Here is a 12,013-nt window from a genome sequence, read left to right as displayed (position 1 = left end):
CTCCTGCAGGATCCTTGTGGGAGCGGGCTTGACCCGCGATGTGGCCAGACCTGCCGAACAGAGAGCACACGATGTACACCCTAGACGACCTGCTCCACCTCATGGCCCGCCTGCGCGACCCGCAGTACGGCTGCCCGTGGGACCTCAGGCAGACCTACGCCACGATCATCCCGCACACCCTCGAAGAAGCCTACGAGGTGGCCGACGCCATCGAGCGCAGCGACTTCGAACACTTGCAGGGCGAACTGGGCGACCTGCTGTTCCAGGTGGTGTATTACGCCCAGCTGGCCCGCGAAGAGGGCCGTTTCGAATTCGCCGGGGTGATCGACAGCATCACCCGCAAGCTGATCCGTCGCCACCCGCACGTGTTCCCCACCGGCGAGCTCCATGCGCCGCTGGATCTGCCACGGCTCGATGAAGAACAGGTCAAGCAGCGCTGGGAAGAGATCAAGGCCCAGGAGCGCGCCGAAAAGGGCGAGCCCGAACAACTGTCGCTGCTCGACGACGTGCCGGCGGCCTTGCCGGCCCTGTCGCGTGCGGCCAAACTGCAAAAGCGTGCGGCCCAGGTCGGATTCGACTGGGACGACCCGTTGCCGGTGCTGGACAAGGTGCGCGAGGAGCTCGACGAAGTACTCCAGGCCATGGCCGACAACGACCCGGCGGCGCTGGCCGACGAGGTGGGCGATTTGCTGTTCGCCACCGTCAACCTGGCCCGCCACCTCAAGCTGGACCCGGAAAACGCCCTGCGTGGCGCCAATCGCAAGTTCGAACGACGTTTCCGTTTTATCGAACAGGCATTGCGCGACATGGGGCGTCCGATTGAAGATTGCACCCTCGAAGACTTGGACGCGCTCTGGGGCGAAGCCAAACGTCAGGAAAAGAACCTGCCCAGCTGCGGCTGAGCTGTTGCATAAGTGAGTGAACACCGATGAGCCTTTCCCTTCGTGACCAACTGCTCAAAGCCGGCCTGGTCAACCAGAAGCAGGTCAAGCAGGTCAGCAAAGAACAGAAGAAACAGAAACGCCTGGAGCACAAAGGCCAGGTCGAAGTCGACGACACCCAGCAGCGCCTGGCCAAGGAAGCCATGGCCGAGAAGGCCAAGCGTGACCAGGAGCTCAACCGCCAGCAGCAGGAAAAGGCCGAGCAGAAGGCCCGTGCCGCCCAGGTCAAGCAGTTGATCGAGGTGTCGCGCCTGCCCAAGCTGACCACCGAGGACTACTACAACTTCGTCGACGACAAGAAGGTCAAGCGCCTGTCGGTCAACGCGTTGATGCGCAGCAAGCTGAGCAGCGGCTCGCTGGCGATCGTGCAGCATGGCGGTGGCTACGAGGTGATCCCGCGCGAGGCCGCGCTGAAGATCCAGGAGCGCGACCCGCAGCGCATCGTGCTGCTCAACACCCAGGTCGAAGCGCCGGATGCGGACGACCCGTACGCCGCCTACGTCATCCCGGATGACCTGATGTGGTAAGCCTGCTGGGCTAGACACGACAAACCCCGCCTCGGCGGGGTTTGCTGTTTCTGAAGACGGGGAATTACTGGGGTTGGCGCTTGGCTTCGAGGTACTCCAGTTCGATCCGGTAGCTGTGGGCTTCCTGTTCGTTGTGGAACATGCCGACCAGCTGGTCCTGCTGATGCACATCCCAGATACGCACGCCTGCGGCCAGGCCTTCGTGGGACAGTTTCGATTCATCGCGCTCAGTTACTTTGACAGTCATCTGCTAACTCCAAATCCAGTTAACTGCGGCACCGTGTCGCAGGTCTCTTTTATAGAATTTGTTAGCAGCCTAAGTAAATGTTTGGCGCATGAAACATCTTTCATGCCGCACGGTCGAGGCGACTCCTTCGCCAGCAAGGCTGGTGTCTGCAGGGAGGGCCACGCCACAAAAACAAAACCCCGCACAAGGCGGGGTTTCGGGTAATGCACGCTAGCGGCCTGTCAGCTGCCCTTGACCGACTTGCCGTCGACCGTGCCGTCCTGCAGCACGATCACGTACTCCTTGCCGTCGGTCTCGACCTGGCGCAGTTGCACCAGCAGGTAGTCCCAGTCCTTGGCGAACCACAGCTCGGTGACGCGCTTGCTCTGGCTCGGGTCGCGCACGCGCTCGACCTTGATCGCATCGACCTGGCCGGTCTTGGTGCTGACCTTTTCGGTACCCAGCACGCGGAAGTCGTAAGTGTCGATCTCGTCGCCATCCACCACCTGGTAGGTCATGCTCTTCTTGCCGGCTGCCACGTCATGCTGCAGGGCCAGCTGGTAGGACGACTTGTCCAGCACGCCGCGGTTGAGCGGCAGGTTGACCGCGTCGCCACGGTCGGAGCCGGTGATCTTCTTGCTCGACCAGTCGAAGTCCAGGTCGACCTTCTTGGCCTTGCCCAGGCCGCCACGTTCGAAGTGGTAGGTCTGCGGCAGCAGGGTGTCCTTGTCCAGGCGCAGGGTACTTTGTTCGGTCAGGCTGGCAATCATCATCGAGGCCTTGAAGTTGAGGCTCCAGGTCCCGTTGGCGTTCTTGGCCAGGCTGCGCTCGGCGGTGCCGCTCATGGGCAGTTGCTTCCAGTCGGCGGTGTAGCTGGCCGAAAAAGGCTTCAGATCGGCTGCCTGAAGCGGCAGTGCAAGCACGGCAAGTGCGAAGAGCAGGGCACGACGCATAAAATCTCCTAGGGTCGAATCAAGTGGCCGCTGGCCGCCAAGGGCTGGCCATCCAGTAGAGCACCGTGCTCGCCAAGGCGCAAACGGCCTTCGGCGAACCAGCGCACCGCCAGCGGATAAATCAGGTGTTCCTGGCTGTGAACCCTCTGGGCCAGTTGCGCCGGCGTGTCATCCGAGACTACCGGTATCACAGCCTGTACGACCAGTGGCCCGCCATCGAGTTCCTCGGTGACGAAGTGCACACTGCAGCCATGCTCGGCATCCCCGGCTTCCAGCGCACGCTGGTGGGTATGCAGGCCCTTGTACTTGGGCAGCAGGGAAGGGTGGATGTTGAGCAGGCGGCCGTGGTAATGGCGCACGAAACCGGCACTGAGGATACGCATGAAGCCGGCCAGCACCACCAACTGCGGGGCAAAGCCGTCGATCAGCTCGACCAGCGCCGCGTCGAAGGCCTCGCGGCCGTCGAAGGCCTTGTGGTCGAGCACGGCGGTGTCGATGCCCGCATCGCGGGCGCGCTGCAGGCCGTAGGCATCGGCGCGGTTGGAGATCACCGCGCGGATCCGCACCGGGCTGTCGCCGGTGCGGGCACTGTCGATCAGGGCCTGCAGGTTGCTGCCGGTGCCGGACAGCAGCACCACTACATCACAAGACGTGCTCGGCATCAGTGCGCCTTGAGGTTCTTCAGCTCGACCTGGGCGGCGCCTTCGGCAGCGGTGGCGATCTGGCCGATCACCCAAGGCTGCTCGCCGGCTTCGCGCAGCACGTTCAGGGCGTTGTCGACCTGATCCTGACCCACGCAGATCACCATGCCCACGCCGCAGTTGAGTACGCGGTGCATTTCGGTCTCGTCGACGTTGCCCTGCTGCTGCAGCCAGTCGAATACCGCCGGGCGCTGCCAGCTGGCCACGTCGACCACGGCCTGGGCGCCTTTTGGCAGCACGCGCGGGATGTTGTCGAGCAGGCCGCCACCGGTGATGTGGGCCATGGCCTTGACCGCGCCGGTGTCCTTGATCAGCTTGAGCAGCGGCTTGACGTAGATGCGGGTCGGGGCCATCAGCAGTTCGGTCAGCGGCTTGCCGTCGAGCTGGACGTTCTGGATGTCGGCGCCGGCCACTTCGATGATCTTGCGGATCAGCGAGTAACCGTTGGAGTGCGGGCCCGACGATGGCAGGGCGATCAGGGCGTCACCGGCAGCCACCTTGGAGCCGTCGATGATCTCGGCCTTTTCCACCACGCCGACGCAGAAGCCGGCCAGGTCGTAGTCTTCGCCTTCGTACATGCCCGGCATTTCAGCGGTTTCGCCGCCTACCAGCGAGCAGCCTGCCAGTTCGCAGCCGGCGCCGATGCCGGTGACCACGTCAGCCGCGGTGTCGACGTTGAGCTTGCCGGTGGCGTAGTAGTCGAGGAAGAACAGCGGCTCGGCGCCGCACACCACCAGGTCGTTGACGCACATGGCGACCAGGTCCTGGCCGATGGTGTCGTGCTTGTTCAGGTTCAGTGCCAGGCGCAGCTTGGTGCCCACGCCGTCGGTGCCCGAAACCAGCACCGGCTGCTTGTAGCCGGCCGGAATTTCGCAGAGGGCGCCGAAGCCCCCCAGGCCGCCCATGACTTCCGGGCGCGCCGTGCGCTTGGCGACGCCTTTGATGCGTTCGACCAATGCTTCACCGGCGTCGATGTCTACACCGGCGTCCTTGTAGCTCAGGGAGGGTTGCTTGCTCATGATCCAGGCCTTTAGGGGGAGGGATTCGGGGGAATCGACCGGCACCTGCCAGGCATTGCGAGGGTTTTCCTGCTGCCTGAGCGTCGCCGGTCTGCGAAGGCGCGCGATTTTATCAGGGTTACCCGGTAGCGGCCATCCTCAGGCCGACGGGCAGGGCCTCATTCGACATAAAAACATTGATTCGGTACGGCCGCTGGTTGCCGCGCCATGGGCTGTATAAGGTATAGGTAATGAAATTTGACCGCAGGGCTGAATGTTTTACCCGCGGGGGTGGTCAGAGCTTCACTTTTCACTGACCGCGCTTTCTATTTACCTGGACAGGAATCCTCCATGCGTTTGTGTTCATACCTGGCCGTTGGCTGCCTTGCCCTGTTTGGCCTGAGCGTTCAGGCCGAAACCCTCACTGGCCTTTATCAGGTGCGCGAGCCGGTCAGCGGCGAGGGCACCGAAGCCCGCGCCCAGGCCACCCAGAACGCCCTGAGCACCCTGGTGGTGCGCCTCACGGGCGACCCCAAGGCGCCGCAGAGTGCGGGCCTGGCAGGGCTACGCAAGGACCCGCAGCAAATCATCAGCCAGTTCGGTTTCGAGGCCGGCCCGCCAGAAACCGTGCTGGTGGATTTCGACCCCGGCAGCACCGACCGGGCTTTGCGCCAGGCCGGGCTGGCCCTGTGGGGCAGCAACCGGCCGGCCATCCTCGGCTGGTGGTTGAACGACAGCGTGGGCGGTTCGAGCCTGGTGGGCGATGGCCAGAGCAGCGCCGAACCGCTGCGCCGCGCCGCGCAACACCGTGGCTTGCCGCTGCGCCTGCCCATGGGCGACCTGAACGAGCAACTGGTGGCCACTGCCAAGAACCTCGAAGGCACCGACCCCGCGCCCCTGCGCGAGGCCTCCGAACGCTACGCGGCCGATGCGTTGCTGGCGGTGCATGCCACCGAGGGCGAGGGCAAATGGCAGGGTACCTGGCGCCTGTGGCTGGGCGACCAGCGCGAGCAGGGCAAGGTCGAAGGCGCCGATCAGGCCGCCCTGGCCGATGCGGTGATGCTGGCCGTCAGCACGCGCCTGGCGCCGCGCTTTGTCGCGCGGCCGGGCACCGGTGGCGAAAACCAGATACAGGTGCAGGGCATGACCCTGGAGCGCTATGCGCAGCTTTTGCAGACCCTTGAGCCGCTGGGCGGGCGCCTGACCTATGTGGACGGCGATACCCTGACCTACACCGTCAGCGGCACCCCCGAACAGGTGCGTGCGCAACTGGGCCTGGCCAGGCTGCAGGAGGTGCCGGCAGAGGCCGCCGCCCCAGCGCCGGTCGCACCCGCAGCCCCAGGCGAGGCCCAGGTGGCTGCGCCCGCACCGTTCACCGGTTTGCGGTTTCGTTGGCAGGGAGCGTGACTGAATGATGGATACACGCCGTTGGGTATGGGTGTTGGGGGTGCTGGTAATCGGCACGCTGCTGTACTTCTTGCACGGGATCCTCTCGCCCTTCCTCATAGGTATCGGCCTGGCGTACCTGGCCGACCCGCTGGTGGACCGGCTGGAGCGCGCCGGGCTGTCACGCACCTGGGGCGTAGTAGTGGTGTTCGCCCTGTTCACCCTGGTGTTCATGGCGATGCTGCTGGTGCTGATCCCGATGCTGGCCAAGCAGTTGGTGCGCCTGTACGAGCTGGCACCACAGATGCTCGACTGGTTGCAGCACGTGGCGCTGCCGTGGGTGCAGACGCGCCTGGGGCTGGCCGATGGCTTCTGGAAGTTCGACAAGATCAAGTCGGCGATCAGCGAGCACATGGGCCAGACCACCGACATCGTCGGCATCGTGCTCAGCCAGGCTACCGCGTCCGGGCTGGCGCTGATCGGCTGGTTGGCCAACATGGTGCTGATCCCCGTGGTGGGCTTCTACCTGCTGCGCGACTGGGACCTGATGATGGCCAAGCTGCGCCGCCTGTTGCCGCGCCAGCGCGAAGAGCAGGTGGTGTCGCTGGCCCTGGAATGCCACGAGGTGCTCGGTGCGTTCGTGCGCGGGCAGTTGCTGGTGATGCTGGCGCTGGGGGTGATCTACGCCGCCGGGTTGATGCTGGTGGGCCTCGAACTGGGCCTGCTGATCGGTATCATGGCCGGGCTTGCGGCCATCGTGCCGTACATGGGTTTCATCATCGGCATCGGCGCGGCATTGATCGCCGGCATGTTCCAGTTCGGCGGCGACCTGTACCCGATGCTGGGCATCGTCGCGGTGTTCATGGTGGGCCAGGCCCTTGAAGGCATGGTGCTCACGCCGTTGCTGGTGGGCGACCGCATCGGTCTGCACCCGGTGGCGGTGATCTTCGCGATCCTGGCCGGCGGCGAGCTGTTCGGGTTCACCGGGGTGTTGCTGGCGCTGCCGGTGGCGGCGGTGATCATGGTGTTGCTGCGGCACATGCACGACCTCTATAAAGAGTCGGACATGTATGCTGGTGAAATCGACCCGGACCTTTGAAGGACACCCTGAGTGATGGAACATGAAACCGACCACGCCTGTGCATTGGCAGGCGTGATGGATGCATTGCCGCTGCTGGCCGATGACCTCGACGAGGATGAGGTGGCAGCGGCCCTGCAGCAGCAGGGCTACTCGCGGCACGCGGCCGAGAAGCTCACGATGTTCGTACCCTCGGCGTTTTCCTGGGTGGTGCTCAAGCGTCTGGGGCTCAAGGCGCTGCCCAGTCATTTCACGGCCTATGACCAGGACGACAATGCGGTGCGGATCCCGGTCGCCAATCAGCACTACTTCACCGCGGCGCTGACCCTGGCCTACAACACCTTCGAGAATGGCTGGAGCGCCGCACTACCGCGCAGCACCTTCCAGCGCGTTGCCGGGCGCAGTTCGGAGATGAACGCGGCCAACCAGGTACTGGATAAGGAAGGCTCGCTCGAAGGGGCGAGCATCAACACCGTGGAGCTGTTTCGCCTGAGTGCAGAGGAACTGCTGGAGGATTGACCCATGCCTGCCCCATATGCCGCGCAAGCCTTTGATTTTGCTAACGCATTGTGCGGTTGGCGTCACGGGTATAGACTTTGCGGACTTTTCACCAAAGGCCCCTTGCGGTTCCTCGGGACTGCCCAGCCAGCATGAAACCGATCCAGTTGCCCCTGGGTGTGCGTCTGCGTGATGACGCCACCTTCATCAACTACTATCCGGGTGCCAACGCCGCCGCATTGGGCTACGTCGAGCGACTCTGCGAAGCCGACGCCGGCTGGACCGAAAGCCTGATCTACCTGTGGGGCAAGCAGGGCGTAGGGCGTACCCACCTGCTGCAGGCCGCGTGCCTGCGCTTCGAGCAACTGGGCGAGCCTGCGGTGTACCTGCCTCTGGCGCAACTGCTCGATCGCGGCGTGGAACTGCTCGACAACCTGGAACAGTACGAACTGGTGTGCCTGGACGACCTGCATGTGATTGCCGGCAAGCCGGACTGGGAAGAGGCCATGTTCCACCTGTTCAATCGCCTGCGCGACAGCGGCCGCCGCTTGCTGCTGGCAGCGTCCAGCTCCCCCCGGGAATTGCCGATCAAGCTGGCCGACCTGAAGTCGCGCCTGACCCTGGCGCTGATCTTCCAGATGCGTGCCCTGTCGGATGAAGACAAGCTGCGTGCCCTGCAATTGCGCGCCTCGCGCCGGGGCCTGCACCTCACCGACGAAGTCGGGCATTTCATCCTGACCCGAGGCACGCGCAGCATGAGCGCACTGTTCGACCTGCTCGAACGCCTCGACCAGGCTTCACTGCAGGCGCAGCGCAAGCTGACCATCCCGTTTTTGAAAGAGACATTGGGCTGGTAGGGCCGGCCCAGAGCCTCGGCACATAAAAGTCACATTTTTTTCGATTGAATTTGCAAATCGATCCGATAGAAGGCATAGTCTCGGCTTCATCAAATTCAAGCCACGGTCGTGCCCATGCTAAATCGCTTCGCACCCCTCGTGCCCCTCGCACTTGTGACCTTGCTGTTCGGCTGCGCGACCACCGGTCCCGTCACCCACCAGCAGGCTCCCGCTCCAGTTGCTGCCCAGGCTGCCGCCAAGCCTTCCACCGCCGCGTCGGTGTTCGAAGAAGAGCTGGCCACCGAGCAGGACCTGGAAGCGTTCTCCTCCAGCACCAAGCCCTACGAACTGCCAGCCCTGGCCGACAACATTCTCGAACGTGGCATGTCCCTGATCGGTACCCGCTACCGTTTCGGCGGCACCTCGGAGAAGTCCGGCTTCGACTGCAGCGGCTTCATCGGCTACCTGTTCCGCGAAGAGGCCGGCATGAACCTGCCGCGCTCCACCCGCGAAATGATCAACGTGAAAGCCCCGCTGGTTGCGCGCAACAAGCTCAAGCCAGGCGACCTGCTGTTCTTCAGCACCAATGGTCGCGGCCGCGTCAGCCACGCCGGCATCTATCTGGGCGACGATCAGTTCATCCACTCCAGCAGCCGCCGCAGCGGTGGCGTGCGCATCGACAATCTCGGTGACCGCTACTGGAGCAAGACCTTCATCGAAGCCAAGCGCGCGCTGGCCATGGCACCGACTACCCTATCGCGTAACTGAGTCTGCGCGTGATGTCCCGCACGGCGGCGTAGCTGAAAAGCTCGCCGCCGTGCGTGTTTACAGAAAACGTCTAATCTAATTTCTCACCTATTTCCGACTTGGGGTCGGGCGGCTTCAGACAGGATGTTCTGACTATGTCGATACTCGCGCGCGTTGCTGTACTTTCCCTGGCGGCCCTGCTGGGTGCCTGCTCCAACCATGCCCCGCAGAAACCTCAGGTGGTCGAGCCGAAGGTGATGGCGCCCCAGGTGTATTTCTCGCCAGTGGCCGAGGATGTGCTGTTCCGGGCCCTGGGCCTGGTGGGCACGCCTTACCGCTGGGGCGGCAATACCCCGGACTCGGGGTTCGATTGCAGCGGGCTGATTGGCTACGTGTACCGGGACGCGGCGGGTATCGCCCTGCCGCGCTCAACCCGCGAGATGATCGGCATTCGTGCCCCGGACATCGACAAGGGTGCGTTGCAGTCGGGCGACCTGGTGTTCTTCGCCACCAATGGCGGCACCCAGGTGAGCCATGCCGGTATCTACGTGGGCGAGGGGCGTTTCGTGCATGCACCGTCAACGGGCGGTACGGTGCGCCTGGACTACCTGTCCAACAGCTACTGGCAGAAGACCTACCTCAACGCAAAGCGCGTGCTGCAACCGGCGCACCTGGCGCGCAATCCCTGACAGCGTGGCCTGCAAAGCCGGCTCCAGCAGGAGCCGACCTTGCCGGCGAACACGTCAGCGCAGTGCTACTGCGCCTTGCTCACCCGCCAGATCACATTGCCCACGTCGTCGGCCACCAGCACCCCGCCACGCTGATCGTTCACCACGCCGACCGGGCGCCCCATGGCCTTGCCGTCCTCGTCGAGAAACCCGGTCAGCAGATCGATGGGTTTGCCCGACGGTTTGCCCGCCGTGCTGAACGGCACGAAGATCACCTTGTAGCCACTGTGCGGCTTGCGGTTCCATGAGCCGTGCTGGCCGATGAACGCGCCCTGGTCGAATGGCGCCGGCAAGGCGTTCGGCACGGTAAACGCCAGCCCCAGCGAGGCGGTGTGCGGCCCCACCGCATAGTCCGGCGCTATCGCGCTGGCCACCAGCTTTGCATCCTGCGGCTGTACGCGCTCATCCACATGCTGCCCGTAATAGCTGTAGGGCCAGCCATAGAAGGCGCCGTCCTTCACCGACGTGATGTAGTCCGGCACCAGGTCGCTGCCGATCTCGTCACGTTCGTTCACCGCCGTCCACAGCTGCTGGCTATGGGGTTCCCAGGCCAGGCCGTTGGGGTTGCGCAGGCCGGTGGCGAACAGGCGCTGGCTGCCGGTGGCCGGGTCGACCTCCCAGATCGCGGCGCGGCCTTTCTCCTGCTCCATGCCGTTTTCGGCCACGTTGCTGTTGGAGCCCACGGTCACGTACAGCTTCTTGCCGTCGGGGCTGGCGATCACGTTCTTGGTCCAGTGGTGGTTGAGCGTGCCGCCCGGCAGGTCGACCACCTTGGTGCCGCTGCCCTGCAGGCGGGTGGCGCCTGGCTCGTAGGTGAAGCGCAACAGCCGATCGGTGTCGGCCACATAGAAGTCGTTGCCCACCAGGGCCATGCCGAACGGCGAGTTCAGCCCCTCGATGAAGGTGGTGCGGGTGTCGGCCACGCCGTCCTTGTCGCTGTCACGCAGCAGGGTGATGCGGTTGGGGCTGGGCACTCCGGCGCCGGCGCGGCCCATCACCTTGCCCATCACCCAGCCCTTGATGCCCTTGCCGTCATCGGGTTTGGGCGGCGCGTTGGTCTCGGCCACCAGCACGTCGCCGTTGGGCAGCACGTACAGCCAGCGCGGGTGGTCGAGCTTGTCGGCGAAGGCCACCACCTGGGTGCCTGCCGCAGCCTTGGGTTTGCCGCCCTTCGGCCAGCCGATGGCCGGCGCGATGTTTACCGTGGGGATGAGGGTCTTGTTCGGTTCGGGCAGGCGCGGCGACGGGCCGGTGCCATCGGTGACGTCCAGGCGGGCGTTCTCGCCGCAGGCCACCAGCCCGGTGGTGAGTGCCAGCAGTACAGCAATGCGCATGTTGCCCATGATCGGTGTCCCTCGCGAAGTTGGCCGTGTCCAGTAAGGTAGAGGCGGGCACGTCGGCGAGGTTCCCTCGACAGGGGCTCAGGCCTGCTTGAGCAGCAGCGCGATGCCGGGGTGGTAGCGGCCCACGTCGTCGTGCAGCTTGCGGTAGCCATAGGGGAACACCCAGGCGATGGCGCATGCATTGTGCTTTTGCAGGTCGTCGACCAGGTCCTGAAGCTCTTCGGGGCTGGCGTGTTGCCCGGCCTTGTACGGGCTGACGAACAGCGCGGCGACCTTGAGCTGGCTGGCATAGCCCACCAGGCGAGCCTGGGCGACGCTCTCCTGCAGGGCATCGGTGAGGTCGAGCTTGCCGACCCGTGGCCAGCGCTGGGTGGCTTGCAGGTAGGCGGTCTCTTCCTTGCTGGCGATCACCAGGTCGCAGTGCGCCGCACGCTCGCCTTCGTCGCGCTGCTTCTTGGTCTGCGCACCCTGCAAGGTCACCAGCTCCGCCTGCCAGGCCGCCGCGCTCAGCACGCCAAGGTTGCTTTGCACGCCTTGCCAGTAGGGGGCGTCGCTGTCGCCCAGGGTCTGGTTGTAGCGCTCCAGGCACTCGGCCCAACGTTCCAGGGCGGGGCGCAGGAACTCCAGACGCGGGTTGTTGATGATCAGACCTTGCATGCCGTGCTCCATTGTTATTGTGGATCGGAGAGGTGCGGATAATGGCTATGTGATATCACTGCAGTGAGTGTGACACAAGATGACATAAATGCCATTGATCCAGACCGCTTCGCAGCGCCTTTGATTGACGCTCATGGCCCAACCCTCTAACCTTCGCGACTTGTTTCAGGTGCTCTGCGGCCAAGGTGCCGGCAGGGTGAAACAGGGAAGCCGGTGGGCACGTGCAACGTGCGATTCCGGCGCTGCCCCCGCAACGGTAAATGAGTCGGGATCGCGCAGGGCCACTGGGTGCAACAGCCCGGGAAGGCGCGCGATCCGGGTCGATCAGACCCGCCCATGAGCCCGGAGACCGGCCTGTCACAGATCAACGGCATCACGGAGGGTGATGCGCGGT

General features: G+C 64.4%; 14 protein-coding genes and 1 riboswitch. Of the genes, 8 read left to right on the top strand and 6 right to left on the bottom strand.

Annotation, left to right across the window (positions count from 1 at the left end; genetic code table 11):
* Positions 1–71 precede the first annotated feature (71 nt).
* Positions 72–902, top strand: coding sequence for a nucleoside triphosphate pyrophosphohydrolase (gene mazG / locus NP552_RS20835; RefSeq protein WP_043862555.1), 831 nt, complete (start codon positions 72–74; stop codon positions 900–902).
* Between the two features lie 26 nt (positions 903–928).
* Entirely contained in the window at positions 929–1,468 is a 540-nt protein-coding gene (locus tag NP552_RS20830) for a DUF2058 domain-containing protein (RefSeq protein ID WP_043862554.1), read from the top strand.
* A gap of 64 nt (positions 1,469–1,532) precedes the next feature.
* Here NP552_RS20830 and NP552_RS20825 read toward each other — a convergent pair whose 3' ends face one another.
* From NP552_RS20825 to purM, 4 genes are all read right to left on the bottom strand, one after another.
* Positions 1,533–1,715 carry a hypothetical protein gene (locus NP552_RS20825; RefSeq protein WP_043862553.1) on the bottom strand — a complete coding sequence of 61 codons (183 nt, stop codon included), beginning with the start codon at positions 1,713–1,715 and terminating at the stop codon, positions 1,533–1,535.
* Between the two features lie 221 nt (positions 1,716–1,936).
* On the bottom strand, positions 1,937–2,647 hold the full coding sequence (locus NP552_RS20820) for a DUF3108 domain-containing protein (protein ID WP_043862552.1): 711 nt from the start codon (positions 2,645–2,647) through the stop codon (positions 1,937–1,939).
* Positions 2,648–2,655: 8 nt separating this feature from the next.
* Positions 2,656–3,309, bottom strand: a complete 654-nt coding sequence (gene purN / locus NP552_RS20815) for a phosphoribosylglycinamide formyltransferase (RefSeq protein WP_043862551.1) — start codon at positions 3,307–3,309, stop codon at positions 2,656–2,658.
* A complete protein-coding gene (purM, locus tag NP552_RS20810) occupies positions 3,309–4,367 on the bottom strand; it encodes a phosphoribosylformylglycinamidine cyclo-ligase (protein ID WP_043862550.1) in 1,059 nt (352 codons plus the stop codon). The genes purN and purM overlap by 1 nt, the downstream gene beginning before the upstream one ends.
* Positions 4,368–4,697: 330 nt before the next feature.
* On the opposite strand from purM, the gene NP552_RS20805 reads away from it, so the two are divergent.
* The 6 genes from NP552_RS20805 (at position 4,698) to NP552_RS20780 (ending at position 9,580) form a co-directional block, all read left to right on the top strand.
* Positions 4,698–5,753, top strand: a complete 1,056-nt coding sequence (locus NP552_RS20805; protein WP_274097107.1) for a DUF2066 domain-containing protein — start codon at positions 4,698–4,700, stop codon at positions 5,751–5,753.
* 4 nt (positions 5,754–5,757) lie between these two features.
* A complete protein-coding gene (locus tag NP552_RS20800) occupies positions 5,758–6,831 on the top strand; it encodes an AI-2E family transporter (RefSeq protein ID WP_043862548.1) in 1,074 nt (357 codons plus the stop codon).
* A 15-nt stretch (positions 6,832–6,846) separates the two neighbouring features.
* Positions 6,847–7,329: a hypothetical protein gene (locus NP552_RS20795; protein ID WP_043862547.1), complete on the top strand. Its 483-nt coding sequence runs from the start codon at positions 6,847–6,849 to the stop codon at positions 7,327–7,329.
* A 131-nt stretch (positions 7,330–7,460) separates the two neighbouring features.
* On the top strand, positions 7,461–8,165 hold the full coding sequence (gene hda, locus NP552_RS20790; RefSeq protein ID WP_043862546.1) for a DnaA regulatory inactivator Hda: 705 nt from the start codon (positions 7,461–7,463) through the stop codon (positions 8,163–8,165).
* A gap of 114 nt (positions 8,166–8,279) precedes the next feature.
* Positions 8,280–8,912 carry a C40 family peptidase gene (locus NP552_RS20785; protein WP_043862545.1) on the top strand — a complete coding sequence of 211 codons (633 nt, stop codon included), beginning with the start codon at positions 8,280–8,282 and terminating at the stop codon, positions 8,910–8,912.
* Between the two features lie 134 nt (positions 8,913–9,046).
* A complete protein-coding gene (locus NP552_RS20780; RefSeq protein WP_274097106.1) occupies positions 9,047–9,580 on the top strand; it encodes a C40 family peptidase in 534 nt (177 codons plus the stop codon).
* Between the two features lie 65 nt (positions 9,581–9,645).
* On the opposite strand, the gene NP552_RS20775 is transcribed toward NP552_RS20780, so the two are convergent.
* A complete protein-coding gene (locus NP552_RS20775) occupies positions 9,646–10,962 on the bottom strand; it encodes a PQQ-dependent sugar dehydrogenase (protein WP_274097105.1) in 1,317 nt (438 codons plus the stop codon).
* Between the two features lie 78 nt (positions 10,963–11,040).
* On the bottom strand, positions 11,041–11,619 hold the full coding sequence (locus NP552_RS20770; RefSeq protein ID WP_058541005.1) for a hypothetical protein: 579 nt from the start codon (positions 11,617–11,619) through the stop codon (positions 11,041–11,043).
* Positions 11,620–11,769: 150 nt separating this feature from the next.
* Positions 11,770–11,991: riboswitch (cobalamin riboswitch) on the top strand.
* The last annotated feature ends 22 nt before the right edge of the window (positions 11,992–12,013 follow it).

Source organism: Pseudomonas sp. 8209 (genome assembly GCF_028682105.1).
In the GTDB taxonomy this organism is placed as follows: Bacteria; Pseudomonadota; Gammaproteobacteria; order Pseudomonadales; family Pseudomonadaceae; genus Aquipseudomonas; species Aquipseudomonas palmensis.
Note: the sequence above shows the minus strand (reverse complement) of the source record. Positions and strands in the feature narration are given on the sequence as shown.